10 protein-coding genes are annotated in these 13,896 nt (G+C 65.2%); 8 read left to right on the top strand and 2 right to left on the bottom strand.

The window, feature by feature from the left end:
- The first annotated feature begins 92 nt into the window (after positions 1-92).
- The 3 genes from ATC04_RS11080 to ATC04_RS11070 are packed head-to-tail and all read left to right on the top strand — an operon-like array spanning position 93 to position 5,612.
- A complete protein-coding gene (locus tag ATC04_RS11080) occupies positions 93-2,000 on the top strand; it encodes a cellulose biosynthesis cyclic di-GMP-binding regulatory protein BcsB (protein ID WP_047118864.1) in 1,908 nt (635 codons plus the stop codon).
- Positions 1,990-3,693, top strand: a complete 1,704-nt coding sequence (locus ATC04_RS11075; RefSeq protein ID WP_047118865.1) for a hypothetical protein — start codon at positions 1,990-1,992, stop codon at positions 3,691-3,693. The genes ATC04_RS11080 and ATC04_RS11075 overlap by 11 nt, the downstream gene beginning before the upstream one ends.
- Entirely contained in the window at positions 3,690-5,612 is a 1,923-nt protein-coding gene (locus ATC04_RS11070; protein ID WP_047118866.1) for a glycosyltransferase, read from the top strand. The genes ATC04_RS11075 and ATC04_RS11070 overlap by 4 nt, the downstream gene beginning before the upstream one ends.
- 102 nt (positions 5,613-5,714) lie before the next feature.
- Here the strand turns inward: ATC04_RS11070 and ATC04_RS11065 are convergent, their stop codons facing one another.
- The gene (locus tag ATC04_RS11065) at positions 5,715-6,176 is read right to left on the bottom strand and encodes a hypothetical protein (protein WP_047118867.1); all 462 of its coding nucleotides are present in this window, start codon (positions 6,174-6,176) and stop codon (positions 5,715-5,717) included.
- Between the two features lie 510 nt (positions 6,177-6,686).
- Here ATC04_RS11065 and ilvD point away from each other — a divergent pair.
- From ilvD to ATC04_RS11040, 5 genes are all read left to right on the top strand, one after another.
- Complete coding sequence (ilvD, locus tag ATC04_RS11060; protein ID WP_047118868.1) at positions 6,687-8,390, top strand: dihydroxy-acid dehydratase; 1,704 nt, start codon at positions 6,687-6,689, stop codon at positions 8,388-8,390.
- 299 nt (positions 8,391-8,689) lie between these two features.
- On the top strand, positions 8,690-10,573 hold the full coding sequence (locus tag ATC04_RS11055) for an acetolactate synthase large subunit (RefSeq protein WP_047118869.1): 1,884 nt from the start codon (positions 8,690-8,692) through the stop codon (positions 10,571-10,573).
- 3 nt (positions 10,574-10,576) lie between these two features.
- Positions 10,577-11,095, top strand: a complete 519-nt coding sequence (ilvN, locus tag ATC04_RS11050; protein ID WP_047118870.1) for an acetolactate synthase small subunit — start codon at positions 10,577-10,579, stop codon at positions 11,093-11,095.
- Positions 11,096-11,238: 143 nt separating this feature from the next.
- Positions 11,239-12,270, top strand: a complete 1,032-nt coding sequence (gene ilvC / locus ATC04_RS11045; protein ID WP_047118871.1) for a ketol-acid reductoisomerase — start codon at positions 11,239-11,241, stop codon at positions 12,268-12,270.
- A gap of 138 nt (positions 12,271-12,408) precedes the next feature.
- Complete coding sequence (locus ATC04_RS11040) at positions 12,409-13,107, top strand: methyltransferase domain-containing protein (protein WP_047118872.1); 699 nt, start codon at positions 12,409-12,411, stop codon at positions 13,105-13,107.
- Positions 13,108-13,207: 100 nt separating this feature from the next.
- Here the strand turns inward: ATC04_RS11040 and ATC04_RS11035 are convergent, their stop codons facing one another.
- Positions 13,208-13,819, bottom strand: a complete 612-nt coding sequence (locus tag ATC04_RS11035) for a hypothetical protein (protein ID WP_047118873.1) — start codon at positions 13,817-13,819, stop codon at positions 13,208-13,210.
- Positions 13,820-13,896 lie beyond the last annotated feature (77 nt).

Below are 13,896 nucleotides of genomic sequence, written 5' to 3'. Positions count from 1 at the left end.
GGGATTGCCGGGTCTTTCTAGGTGGGGTACCGCAGCTGTCTGTGTCCTAGCCACCGGTCTCGAAAGTTTCGGGCCCGGCCCTTTGGAGAAATGTGAACCGAAAAATCCTGGTCCCTGTCCTCGGCTCCGCGCTCATGCTGAGCCTGCTGCCTTCGGCACCTGCGCTGGCCGATGAATCCGTGAAGGTCAGCCAGCCGGCCTCCACCAGCGACACCGGAGCTTGGGCAACCGTTACGGTGCCCGTGGCACAGGGGCTGAAGCCTGCGTCGATCAAGGGCCGGGTCTCGACCACGGCCACGGACGGGCAGCTGCAGCTGCGCGTCGGCAAGGACATCATCAAGACCCTGCCGGTCGCCCAGTCCGGCGCATTCGACCTGCCGCTGAACGCGAAGCACGCGGCGGAGAACGGCACCTTGGATGTCGCGGTCCGCTGGCTTCCCGAGTCCCGGGAAGGCCGCTGCCTGAGCGTCGAACCGCAGCAGGTTGAGCTCTCCCAGGTACAGCTTCAGGCTGCGGGCGAGGCCAAGGCCCCTGAATCGGTGGCGCAGTTTTTTGCAAGCTCGCCCGGCTCGGTGTCCATCCAGGGTGAAGGCGAAGCCTCGCAGGCTGCGCTGAGCGCGGTCCCCGCTCTGGCCGCTGCCTTCCCGTCCGCCGATATCTCCTGGAATGCCGCGGATGCGGATTACACCGTCGCCTTCGAGCTCGCAGAGCAGGGCATGAAGCTTGCCCTGGATCGCGCCGGAACCACCTTGCGGATCAGCGGGACCGCGGAGCAGCTGGCAGAGCTCGACACCGTGATCCGCAGCCGGGCACTCACCCTGGCGGTCGGCCGCCACGTAGACGCCGAGGCAGCGCCGGTCCAGGGCGAGCGCTGGACCCCGGCGGAGGTGATGAGCTTCGCGGATCTCGGCGCCACCGCACCGAAGCTGGAGGGCTACGGCCAATCCTCGCTGTACATCGGAGTGGACGAGGCCCAGCTCGGTTCAAGCCTAGACGGAGCCCAGGTGCATCTGTCCGGGACGCACAGCGCCATCCCGGAGAATACCGAAGCGGCCCTGAACGTGTATTGGAACGACCAGCTGGTCGATTCCTTCGTGCTGGATCAGAGCACCGCGCTCAACGCGGACATCCAGATCCCGCAGTCGCTGGTCACCTCGCGCAACGGCTTGCGCCTCCAGCTGGATGCCGCGGCGCAGGGCGCAAACTGCGCCATCGCCGGCACTTTGCCGGTCCAGGTGCATCTGGATGGTAGCGCCAGCACCGTGACCCCGCAGTACGGCGCGGGCCGCGCCGCGGGCTTCGAGATGCTGCCGCAGCAAACCGCAGGCGAAGTGGGCCTCGCCCTGGGCGCCGGGACTTCCGCGGAGACGGCAAATGCGCTCGCCACCAGCCTGCTGGCCTCGTTGCAACAGGCCAGCGCCGTGCCGTTGCACGTGCAGAACCTTGCCATCGAGGATGTCGCCGGCTCGCCGCTGAGCACCGTGGTGGTGGGAGGCGATGCGCAGCTTGCCGATGAGCTCGGCGCGCCGTTGCGCCTGGAACGTTTCCGCACCATCGAATCCTCCGTGCTCTCCGCGGGGGTGGGCACCGAGGAGCCGTACGCCGCGTTGCAGGCCTTCGAGGATTCGGGCCGCGCCGTGCTGCTGGCCGGCGGCTGGTCGCCTGACGGAGCAAACACCGACGCGCTGTACCACGATCTAGCCGACCGGGTGGCGCCAGCCGCCGGCGGCTGGTCTTCGCTCTCGCGCAACCTGCTGGTCGCGCAGGAGGGCGCCGCGCCGGTCCTGGTGGAAAGCAATGCGCTGATCCCGCAGGATTCGCTCACCGACGACTATCGCCCCTACGCCTGGTGGGCAGCCGGAGGCGTCGCGGCCCTGGTCCTGGCCGGTCTGGCTGGCGCGTTCGCCTTGCGCAGGTCCAACCGCCGAGCCAAGGCGCAGGCGGCCGCGGAGGCGGCAGCCGGGGGCGCGCAGTCCGTACCCTCATCCAATGAGCGCTAGCACCGGCACGGCCCCGAAACAATCAATAGTTTCGCGGCTGCAGCGTGCCTGGCGGCTGCTGGGCGCCCCGCCGGAGGTGCGCAAGGTGCCCGGCTCCGTGCTGGTGGCGCTTGCCGCCGGGCTGCTCGGACTGGCGGCCAGCGCCGTCACCGTCCCCAGCGGCTGGGCCATGGCCTACTCCGACGCCCAGAGCCACCTGACCATCGCGCGACGCGTGATCGACTCGATGGCTCCCGGCTTCGAACAGCTGGGCACCGTATGGCTGCCGGTGCCGCACCTGCTGCTGATCCCGCTGGTGGCGATCGACCCGCTCTTCCATACCGGGTGGGCCGCGGCCCTGCTGGGAAGCGCCGCCTTGTCCGGTACTGCCGCGGGACTCTACCGCATCGCGGCCCGTCTGGGCATCGGCCGTGCCGGCCGCCTGGCGATGCTGGTTCTGCTGCTGGCCAACCCCAGCGTGCTGTATCTCTACACCACGGCGCTGACCGAACCGGTGCTGCTGCTGTTCCTCGTCGCCGCACTGTCCGGATTGAGCCGCTGGGCGCTGGCGCCGCGCAGGATGAGCGCCGGGGAGCTGGCGGTCTTCGCCGGAATTCCCACCGCGGCGGCCATGCTCTCGCGCTACGAAGGATGGATGCTGGCGCTGACCGGCACCATTTTCGTGTGCGTGGTGACCCTGCGACGTACCCGTTCGCTCCAGCAGATGATCATCATGGCCGCCGGATACGCATGGATTCCCGCGCTGGCGGTGTGCTGGTGGCTGGCCTACAACTGGGGGATCTACGGGGATGCGCTGGAATTCATGTTCGGCCCCTACTCGGCCAGCGCCCAGCAGTCCTCCATCAGCAGCAGCGGCCTGCTGCCCACCAAGGGCAATTTGGGGCTGACCCTGCTCACGTTCCATTCCTCGGTGCTGGGCACCGCCGGAGTGCTGCTGCTCGTGCTCGCCGGTGCGGGCCTGCTGGTCGCCGCCTACCGGTGGCGCCTGCAAACGCCGGGGCTGGTGCTCTGGCTGACCTCCAGCGCCTATGTCTTCGCGGTGGTGAGCATGTACTTGGGCCAGACAGCGATCAACAACGCGCATTCGCTGCCCAGCACCTGGTGGAACAACCGCTTCGCCATGACCGCCATGCCGTTTTTCCTGCTGGCGGCGGCGCTGGCAGTGGACGCCGCCGGGCAGTGGCTCACGCGGAAGGACAACTGGCGACTTCAGGCGCGGCAGGTGCTGCGCGCGGGCGCGGCGGCCGGGCTCGGCGCGGCAGTGCTGCTGCAGCTTGGCTGGTGGATTGCCGGTCCCGTCGATCGCGCGCCGGTGCTGGCCGAGGCCGCCATGAGCGCCGGCTCCACCCGGTATTCCACCGAGGCGGCGCAGTGGCTGGCGCAGAACTACGACGGCGGCGGGCTGCTGCTTGATGAAAGCGCCCGAGGCAACGCGATCGTGCCGCTGCTGGGCATCGATATCTCGCAGATCTTCCTGCGCGCCTCCGGGGACAACTTCACCCAGGCCCTGGACAACCCGGCGGCGCATGCCCGCTGGGTGCTGCTGAATGTCGAAAAGGACGGGGCGCCGGTCAATTCAGGGCCGGTGGACCTGGTCGACCAGGCGTTCATCGCGCGGCCCTCTGCGCGGGCCAGCTACCGAACCGTCTACACCTCGCCCACGCACGCCGTGCTGCAAAGGATCGATCGATGAACTCCGCCTACAAGCCCTTGGGGCAGCTGCTGGTGGATCAGCATCTGGCAACCCAGTCCGACATCGACCGGGCCTTGGAAGACCAGCGCCGCGAAGGCGGACTGCTCGGCCGCCACCTGCTGCTGGCCGGGGCCGTGCAACGCCGCGACATGTACGCCGCGCTCGCCGGACAGTGGGGCACCACGCTGGTTGACCTGGTCGAAGATCCGCCGCAACCGGATCTGCTGGCGGAACTCGACCATGAATGGGCATTGTCTTCGGCCTGGCTGCCCTACCGGCGGCAGGATGACGGGCGGATCACGATCGCTACCTGCACTGCGCCGACCCCTGCCGTCCTGGCGGAAGCCCGGCAACTTCTCGGCGCGCCGGTGGATGTCGTGGCGACGACCGACTGGGACATCCAGCAGGCGCTCCAGGCGAGCTTCCGTCGGGAAATGCTCTATGACGCGGCGGACCGGCTGTCCGTGGACGACCCCGCCCACTCAGCGAAAGTCGCGTTGACAATTTGGCAAATGGTCCTTCCCGCGATCCTGCTGGCGGTGTTCATCGCCGGACTCGTGGTGGACTTCCGCCGGACGATGATCGTGGTCCTCTTCGCGGCGAACATCAGCTTTGCCACAAGCATCCTGTTCAAGACGGTTGCCAGCATCAATGCCCCGATCCAGCGCGCCCGCCGCCGGGTGGCCGCGCGCAGCCTAGGGCTGTGGCGGAGGCGCTACGGGGTCAAGGCGCCGAGCACGGATCACATCCCCGACGACGAACTGCCGATCTACACCATCCTGATCCCCGCGTTCCACGAGGCGAACATCATCGCCAAGCTGCTGGAGAACATCGGCGCGCTGGATTACCCGAAATCCAAGCTGGAAGTGCTGTTGCTGCTGGAAGAAGACGACCAGGAAACCATCGCCGCGGCCAAGGCGGCGGCCCCGCCGAGCAATGTGCGCATCCTGGTGGTCCCGCGCGGTGTGCCGCAGACCAAGCCCCGTGCCTGCAACTACGGATTGGCGATGGCTAAGGGAGAGTTCGTGGTGATCTATGATGCGGAGGACCGGCCGGAACCGGACCAGCTTCGCAAGGCGATCGATGCGTTCCGCGAAGACGAGCGGATCAGGTCGCAGGTTGACGGCACCGTGCGCCCGCTGGTGTGCGTGCAGGCGGCGCTGAACTATTTCAACGCGGAGCACAACGTGCTCACCAAGATGTTCGCGGTCGAGTATTCGCATTGGTTTGATTCCATGCTTCCCGGCCTTGAAGGCACGGGGATTCCGCTGCCTCTGGGCGGCACGTCCAACCACTTCCGTGCGCGCCAGCTGCGTGAATTGGGCGGCTGGGATCCGTGGAACGTGACCGAGGACGCCGATTTGGGGCTTCGCGCCAGCGTGCGCGGCTTCCGGGTGGGCATCATCAATTCGACCACTTGGGAGGAGGCCTGTTCGAAGGTCCCGGCGTGGATCAGGCAGCGCACCCGGTGGATCAAGGGCTACATGGTGACCGCGGCGGTCAACATGCGCCGCCCGCTGCGTTTCGCCAAACGCACCGGGCTGGGCGGCGCCGTCGGCATGATCGGGTTGATTGCCGGAACCCCGCTGGCGTTCTTGGCGTATCCGCTGGTGCTTGGTTTCACCATCGTGACCTACATCGGCGTGCAGTTCATCGGACTGGATCTTCCCCAAGGCCTGCTCGCCCTGGGCTGGGGCACCATGATCTTCGGCAACGCCATGATGATTGTGGTCTCCGGTATCGTCGCGTGGCGACGCTACGGGGCGCGGGTGGCGGCCTTCGCGCTGCTGAACCCCGCTTATTGGGTCTTGCATTCCATCGCGGCATGGCGCGCGGCCTACCAAATGGTCCGTACCCCGCACGTGTGGGAGAAGACCCCGCATGGACTGGATGAAGATGACGAGTTCCTGGCCAGCTGAGTAGCAGCGGTGCTCAACAGCCCCGGCATCCTGCCCCCTTTGGGTGCGGGATGCCGGGGTAGCTGTGTCGGGGTTGTTCTTTCCAGGCCTAGGTGCGGGCTGTTAAACGAAGTTCTCGGTGCCCTCGATGGTGTTCATGAAGTGGTCCATGAAATCCGCGAAGTCCTTGGCATCGTCTTCCTGGTCGATGACCGTCGACAGCGAGACGGCGTCATCGAGCTGCAGATCGATGCCCGGGTGCAGCGGGATGGAGAATCGGAATACCCGTCCGGTGGAGGTCGCTACCTCGTACTCGCCGTCATTGAGCAGGGCGAGCTGGTTGACGTTGGTGTTGTTGATCGTGATGGCGTCTTCGGAAGCGGTGAGATCGCTGGAGTTGACCGGCGCGAGGACCAGTTCGGCCGGCTGCCGGCGATAGCCGATGACTTTGAGCCCTCCGGAGCCGGCGATGCCGGTTCCAGCCACCAGGTTGTAGCTGGCGAAATTCGGGATCTGCGAGTCGAAGACATGGTGCAGGCGGGTCTTGACTTGCTCGGTCGGGTTCTCGGCTGGGCTGGTGTCCATGTATCTCACTCTACTAAGTAATACCTACAGGCCGGTGAGGCAGCGGGCTGGCCACATGGAATTCTCAGGTGAACGACACCAGATCAGCGGTTAGTGGCCCGAGCGCACCGAGAATATTTCGTGCCGTTGCGCTCCGCTTGCCGTAGAACCGATTGCCCTGCCTACGTGTCTACAGGTGGTGTACCGGGCGCACGCAAGGCAGCGGTGACGATGGGGGCGACACGACGTTGAGCTTGTCCCATCGGACCGGAATAGAGTGCCACGGCCCATGAATCCTTCACCGGGAACAGGGAGGCAGGAGGGGTTGGAGGACGGGGAGGAGGAAGTGCGTCAGCATTTTCCGCTTGCCGGCCGGGCATGCGTGCCACCGCAACAAGACCAGGAGAAGCGGCGGACCTTCCCGGAGTGCAGCGTTTGGGCAATCTGATCAGTGCTTTCGGCAACCTATTTGTGTCATGTGCGCGTCATGGGTTGCCCAAGTGGTCATATTGACTCCTAGAATGATGTTTTATGAGCCATGACTCCAGCCCGGACATCAAGCCGCGGTCGCGTGCAGTGACCGATGGCATCCACGCTGCTCCGTCGCGCGGCATGCTGCGCGCGGTCGGCATGGGGGATGAGGACTTCGCCAAACCGCAGATCGGCATCGCCAGTTCGTGGAACGAAATCACCCCGTGCAACCTTTCGCTCAACCGCCTGGCGCAGGGCGCCAAGGAAGGCGTCCACGCCAGCGGCGGGTTCCCAATGCAGTTCGGCACCATCTCCGTTTCCGACGGCATCTCCATGGGCCACGAGGGAATGCACTTCTCCCTGGTTTCCCGCGAGGTCATCGCCGACTCGGTGGAAACCGTGATGATGGCCGAACGCCTCGACGGCTCGGTCCTGCTGGCCGGCTGCGACAAGTCGCTGCCCGGCATGCTGATGGCCGCCGCCCGGCTAAACCTTTCCGCGGTCTTCCTCTACGCCGGCTCCATCATGCCAGGCTGGGTGAAGCTGGAGGACGGCACGGAAAAGGACGTCACCCTGATCGACGCCTTCGAGGCGGTGGGCGCCTGCGCCGCCGGCAAGATGAGCGAGACCGACCTCGAGCGCATCGAGAAGGCCATCTGCCCCGGCGAAGGCGCCTGCGGCGGCATGTACACGGCCAACACCATGGCCTCCATCGGCGAGGCGCTGGGCATGAGCCTTCCGGGTTCCGCCGCCCCGCCCTCGGCCGACCGCCGCCGCGACATGTTCGCCCGGCGTTCCGGCGAGGCCGTGGTCCAGATGCTGCGCCAGGGCATCCGCGCCCGCGACATCATGACCAAGCAGGCCTTCGAGAACGCCATTGCGGTGCTCATGGCTTTCGGCGGCTCGACCAACGCGGTGCTGCACCTGCTGGCCATCGCCCGCGAGGCGGGGGTGGATCTGCAGCTGTCGGACTTCAACCGCATCGGCGACAAGGTGCCGCACCTGGCGGACCTGAAGCCTTTCGGCCGCTACGTCATGAACGACCTGGACCGCATCGGCGGCGTCCCGGTGGTCATGAAGGCGCTGCTGGATGCAGGGCTGCTGCACGGGGACTGCCTGACAGTCACCGGCAGGACCGTGGCGGAAAACCTCGCGGACATCGCCCCGCCGGATCCGGACGGGAAGATCCTGCGCGCCATGCAGGACCCGATCCACCAAACCGGCGGCATCGCTATCCTGCACGGGACGCTGGCCCCGGAGGGAGCCGTGGTGAAGTCCGCTGGCTTCGACGCGGATGTCTTCGAGGGCACCGCCCGCGTCTTCGAGCGCGAGCAAGGCGCCCTGGATGCGCTGGACCGCGGCGAGCTGCGGGCCGGGGACGTGGTGGTGATCCGCTACGAGGGGCCCAAGGGCGGACCCGGCATGCGTGAAATGCTCGCCATCACCGGCGCCATCAAGGGCGCGGGCCTGGGCAAGGACGTCTTGCTGCTGACCGACGGCCGGTTCTCCGGAGGCACTACGGGCCTGTGCATCGGGCACGTGGCTCCGGAAGCCGTGGACGGGGGACCGATTGCGTTCGTGAAGGACGGGGATCGGATCCGCGTGGACATGCAGGCGCGCAGCTTCGACCTGCTGGTCGACGAGGCGGAACTCGAGGCCCGCAAGGTCGGCTGGGAGCCGCTGCCCGCCAAGTTCACCTCCGGCGTGCTGGCCAAGTACGCCAAGCTGGTGAAGTCGGCCTCCACAGGTGCCTATTGCGGCTAGCAGCTGCGGGGAAAATCAGAAGTTTGTCCGCGGGTGGGCGTGTCATGCGTCCACCCAATGGACATTCGTCTCATATAATGAGATGGCACGGGGTGCGAGTTGATCTTTACCACTAGGTAAAGAAAGATTAGACACATGCAAACAACCACCGATGTACTACTAGTTATCAGGCGCGGAGCCTGAGACCAGTTCTGCCGCCAAGCAGGACGTCGGTGACGCGCAGCCCCCTTTCGTCAGCAGTGACGGCCGTGGGGCGTTTTTTATGCGCAGATGAAGAGATAGAAATGGAAAGGATCCAGATGAGCAACTCCACACCCGCCAATCCGGCGTCGGTTGCGAAGTCAATTAGTCGACCCAAGGATGCCGCCGCCGCTGTCTCTTCCGTCGTGGAAGCTTCGAACCCGGTCCAGGGTCCGAATAACATCGTTGCTCCCACGCAGATGACGGGCTCACAAGCCATCGTCCGCTCGCTGGAAGAATTGGGCGTCAAGGACGTCTTCGGGTTACCAGGCGGGGCCATCCTTCCCACCTATGACCCGCTCATGGACTCGACCAAGGTCAATCACATCCTGGTCCGCCATGAACAGGGTGCCGGCCATGCCGCACAGGGTTACGCCATGGTCAGCGGGGAAGTCGGCGTCTGCATCGCCACCTCCGGACCCGGCGCAACCAACCTGGTGACCGCACTGGCGGACGCCAACATGGACTCCGTGCCCATGGTGGCGATCACCGGCCAGGTCAACAGCGCCTTCATCGGCTCCGACGCGTTCCAGGAAGCCGATATCGTCGGCATCACCATGCCGATCACCAAGCACGCGTTCCTGGTGACCGACCCGGAGGACATCCCGCGGGTCATGGCCAGCGCGTTCTACCTGGCGCAGACCGGCCGTCCCGGCCCGGTGCTGGTGGACATCACCAAGGATGCCCAGACCTCGCAGATGACCTTCTCGTGGCCACCGAAGGTCGAGCTGCCCGGCTACCGTGTGGTCACCCGCGGCCACAACAAGCAACTGCGCGAAGCCGCCAAGCTGATCGCCGGCGCCACCCGCCCGGTGCTCTACGTGGGCGGCGGCGTCATCAAGGCCAACGCGCACGAGGAACTCAAGGCCTTCGCCGAGTTCATCAACGCCCCGGTGGTCACCACCCTGACCGCCCGCGGGGCGTTCCCGGATTCGCATCCGCAGCACGTGGGCATGCCGGGCATGCACGGCGCCGTCTCCGCGGTGACCGCGCTGCAGCAGTCCGACCTGCTGATCACCCTCGGCGCCCGCTTCGACGACCGCGTCACCGGCGTGCTGTCCTCGTTCGCGCCGAACGCCAAGGTGATCCACGCGGACATCGACCCGGCGGAGATCTCCAAGAACCGCGTGGCCGACGTGCCGATCGTGGGATCGCTTGACGAGATCATCCCGCAGCTTATCGAGGCCTGCCAGACCCGGTTCGAGACCGAGCCGCAGCAGGACCTGTCCAACTGGTGGTCGCTGCTGGACCGCCTGCGCGAAACCTACCCGATCGGCTACACCGAAACCCACGATGGCCTGTCTGCCCCGCAGAACGTCATCGGGCGCATCGGCGAGCTGACCGGCCCGGAGGGCGTCTACGTCGCCGGCGTGGGCCAGCACCAGATGTGGGCCGCGCAGTTCGTGAAGTACGAGCGTCCGCGCTCGTGGCTGAACTCCGCGGGCCTTGGCACCATGGGCTACTCGGTGCCCGCCGCCATGGGTGCCAAGGTGGCCCAGCCGGACCGCGTGGTCTGGGCGATCGACGGCGACGGCTGCTTCCAGATGACCAACCAGGAGCTTGCCACCTGCGTCATCAACAACATCCCGATCAAGGTCGCGGTGATCAACAACTCCTCGCTGGGCATGGTCCGCCAGTGGCAGACCCTGTTCTACGACGCACGCTACTCGAATACGGATCTGAACACGGGCCACGGCACCGCGCGCGTTCCGGACTTCGTGAAGCTGGCCGACGCCTACGGCTGCGTGGGCCTGCGCTGCGAACGCGACGAGGACATCGACGCCACGATCCAGAAGGCGCTGGAGATCAACGACCGCCCGGTGGTCATCGACTTCGTGGTCTCCGCGGACTCCATGGTGTGGCCGATGGTCCCCGCCGGAGTGAGCAACGACCAGATCCAGATCGCCAAGGGCATGACCCCAGAATGGGAAGAGGAAGACTAGAGAATGGCAAAGCACACGCTGTCCGTGCTGGTCGAAGACGTTCCCGGCGTACTCACCCGAGTTGCCAGCCTCTTCGCCCGCCGTGCGTTCAACATCCACTCGCTGGCCGTGGGACCCACGGAAATCGAGGGCATCAGCCGCATGACTGTGGTGGTCGACGCCGAGGGGGACTCCCTGGAGCAGGTCACCAAGCAGCTGAACAAGCTGATCAACGTCATCAAGATCGTGGAGTTGCTGCCGGAATCCTCCGTGCAGCGCGACCACATCATGGTCAAGGTCCGCGCCGACGCCGCCACCCGGCTGCAGGTCACCCAGGCCGCTGAGCTGTTCCGCGCGTCGGTGATCGACGTGGCCACCGACTCGCTGGTCATCGAGGCCACCGGCAACGCGGCCAAGATCGAGGCGCTGCTTTCGGTGCTGGAGCCCTTCGGCATCCGCGAGATCGTCCAGGCAGGAACCCTGGCCGTGGGCCGCGGTACCAAGTCGATGAGCGACAGGGCCCTGAAGAGCCTTTCGGCCTAGCGCCGGAGCGTGTCCGAAGAAGGCGAATACGACTTCTTCGGACACGAACACCAAATTTCACAATCCAAGGCACCACACTTGAACATAGATGCTGGTGCCAGCAACAGAAACTTCCGTTCCGAAACAACCAAGGAGCAATTCACATGGCTGATTTGTACTACGACGACGACGCAGACCTCTCGATCATCCAGGGCAAGAAGGTAGCCATCATCGGCTACGGCTCCCAGGGCCACGCGCACGCACTGAGCCTGCGCGACTCGGGTGTGGACGTCACCGTCGGCCTGGCCGAGGGCTCCAAGTCCCGCGCCAAGGCCGAGGCCGAAGGCCTGAAGGTCGCCACCGTTGCCGAGGCCGCCAAGTGGGCCGACGTCATCATGATCCTGACCCCGGACCAGGTCCAGGCCAAGGTCTACGCCGACTCGATCGCCGAGAACCTGGAAGAGGGCAACGCCCTGTTCTTCGGCCACGGCTTCAACATCCGCTTCGGCTTCATCCAGCCGCCGGCAAACGTCGACGTGGCACTGGTTGCCCCGAAGGCTCCGGGCCACACCGTGCGCCGCGAGTTCGAGGCAGGCCGCGGCATCCCTGACCTGATCGCCGTGGAGCAGAACTACACGGGCGGCGCCAAGGACCTTGCACTGTCCTACGCAGCTGGCATCGGCGGCACCCGCGCCGGCGTCATCGAGACCACCTTCACCGAAGAGACCGAGACCGACCTGTTCGGCGAGCAGGCTGTGCTCTGCGGCGGTACCTCGCAGCTGGTGCAGTACGGCTTCGAGGTGCTGACCGAGGCCGGCTACAAGCCGGAGATCGCCTACTTCGAGGTGCTCCACGAGCTGAAGCTGATCGTCGACCTGATGTGGGAAGGCGGCATCGCCAAGCAGCGCTGGTCGATCTCCGACACCGCAGAGTACGGCGACTACGTCTCCGGCCCGCGCGTCATCACCCCGGAGGTGAAGGAGAACATGAAGGCTGTCCTGGCCGACATCCAGTCCGGCGCCTTCGCCAAGCGCTTCATGGATGACCAGGCCAACGGCGCCAAGGAGTTCCTGGAACTGCGCGCCAAGGGCGAAGCCCACCCGATCGAGACCACCGGCCGCGAGCTGCGCTCGCTGTTCTCCTGGATCTCGGACGCATCGAGCGATGACTACGTTGACGGTTCCGTAGCCCGCTAAGCGGAACCTGACCGGGCAGTCTTCACGACCAAGGCGCCTGTTGCCGGCATGATTAATGCCGGCAACAGGCGCCTTGTCATTCTCCGGGAAATTTCAGGTCTGGTCACTAGGCTCGGTGAAAACCAAAGGAGCTGACCGGTGACCACGCAGACCAACTACGACGATTTCGCACAGGCCTATTCGGACGAGAACGATTCCAGCCTGCTCAACGCCTACTATGAGCGGCCCGCGATGCTAGAGCTTGCCGGAGACGTTTCAGGGCGCAGGATCCTGGACATCGGCTGCGGGTCGGGACCGCTGGCGGCGGCCCTGGTGGATCGTGGTGCCCGCGTCGAGGGCTTCGACTCGAGTGTCGCGATGATCAATCTGGCACAGCGCAGAGTGGGGGAGGACGTCGAGCTGAGCGTCGCCCGACTTGGTGACGCTCTGCCTTACGAATCGGACACCTTTGACGATGCGGTGGCCTCGCTCGTTTTCCACTACCTGCCGACGTGGCACGAGGCGTTGCTGGAAGTGCGTCGAATCCTGAAGCCTGGCGGTCGATTGATCCTTTCGGTGAACCATCCACTCCTCTATCCGTGGAACCATCCGGGCAAGGACTACTTCAAGGCGACGCAGTACACCGACGAATTCACCTTCAACGGACAGCCCGCAGAGCTCACCTACTGGCACCACCCCTTGCACGACATGGCCAACGCCTTTCTGCAGGCCGGGTTCAGCATCGAGAGAATTTGGGAACCGCCGTATTCCAAGGATGCGCCAGAGCAGATCGTGCCGGAGAAGCTGCGCGAGCGCGATTCGTTCCTGAGTTTTCTTTTCTTCTCTCTTCGAACCTGAACAGCTGCATCGGAATAGGAAGCAATCGATTGATCGACAAAGGCCGGGCACGAACGCGAAGATCGCGTTCGTGCCCGGCCGTTGGTGGGGCTAGCCGAAATTAGCGCTTGGAAGCTCGGTAGCCGGCCTTGCGGGCATCGCTGGTGTTCTTGAAGCATTCCTCGGGCTTCGTGCGGTCATAGAATGCACCGCCCTTGACGTGGTACTTCCACTCTTTCTTGCTGCCAGTGCGGTTGCCCTTGACCGGGTAGCCGGCCGGGCACTTGTAGCCGTAGCCTTTCTTGGAAACCGGCGCCTTCTTCGCGGCCTTCTTGGTCACCTTCACGGTTTCGGTCTTCTTCACGGTCGAGGTCTTGCCCTTGAGCTGGTACTTGACCGACGTCGTAACCTTGTACGTCCCGGTAGACAGCTTGACTGAAGCCTTGTTCTTGGCGACAGTCTTGGAGCCCTTCTTCACGGTAAGCGTCGCGGACTTGACCTTGACGTTCTTCGCCTTGGAATAGCTCGGCTTGATTGTGGCCTTTGCCGATCCGGAAACCGACTTGTTGCCGATCTTCTTGATTGAAACGGCCGGTGCTGCCTTCTTGGCGGCAACCACGCTGATGGCGGTTGGTGCGGCCGCCTGCGGCTGGGCCGTGGCGGCTGATGCACCCGAGAAGACGAGCGCACCGGAAGCGAGGACGATAAGTGCCCGCTGCAAGATCTTATTCATTTTTCCCCCAGGAAGTGATGATGACCGAGATGAAAATCCTCATGTCAAAGCTGAGTCTAGTCGAACGATGAACCTCG

The sequence above is a fragment of the Arthrobacter sp. YC-RL1 genome, from assembly GCF_001454985.1.
In the GTDB taxonomy this organism is placed as follows: domain Bacteria; phylum Actinomycetota; class Actinomycetes; order Actinomycetales; family Micrococcaceae; genus Glutamicibacter; species Glutamicibacter soli.
This window is presented reverse-complemented; position numbering and strand designations above follow the sequence as displayed.

Excerpts from the sequence above, each read along its gene's own strand:
- ATC04_RS11075 (WP_047118865.1), top strand. The coding sequence starts at position 1,990 with ATGAGCGCTAGCACCGGCACGGCCCCGAAACAATCAATAGTTTCGCGG.
- ATC04_RS11070 (WP_047118866.1), top strand. The coding sequence starts at position 3,690 with ATGAACTCCGCCTACAAGCCCTTGGGGCAGCTGCTGGTGGATCAGCAT.
- ATC04_RS11065 (WP_047118867.1), bottom strand. The coding sequence starts at position 6,176 with ATGGACACCAGCCCAGCCGAGAACCCGACCGAGCAAGTCAAGACCCGC.
- ilvD (WP_047118868.1), top strand. The coding sequence starts at position 6,687 with ATGAGCCATGACTCCAGCCCGGACATCAAGCCGCGGTCGCGTGCAGTG.
- ATC04_RS11055 (WP_047118869.1), top strand. The coding sequence starts at position 8,690 with ATGAGCAACTCCACACCCGCCAATCCGGCGTCGGTTGCGAAGTCAATT.
- ilvN (WP_047118870.1), top strand. The coding sequence starts at position 10,577 with ATGGCAAAGCACACGCTGTCCGTGCTGGTCGAAGACGTTCCCGGCGTA.
- ilvC (WP_047118871.1), top strand. The coding sequence starts at position 11,239 with ATGGCTGATTTGTACTACGACGACGACGCAGACCTCTCGATCATCCAG.
- ATC04_RS11035 (WP_047118873.1), bottom strand. The coding sequence starts at position 13,819 with ATGAATAAGATCTTGCAGCGGGCACTTATCGTCCTCGCTTCCGGTGCG.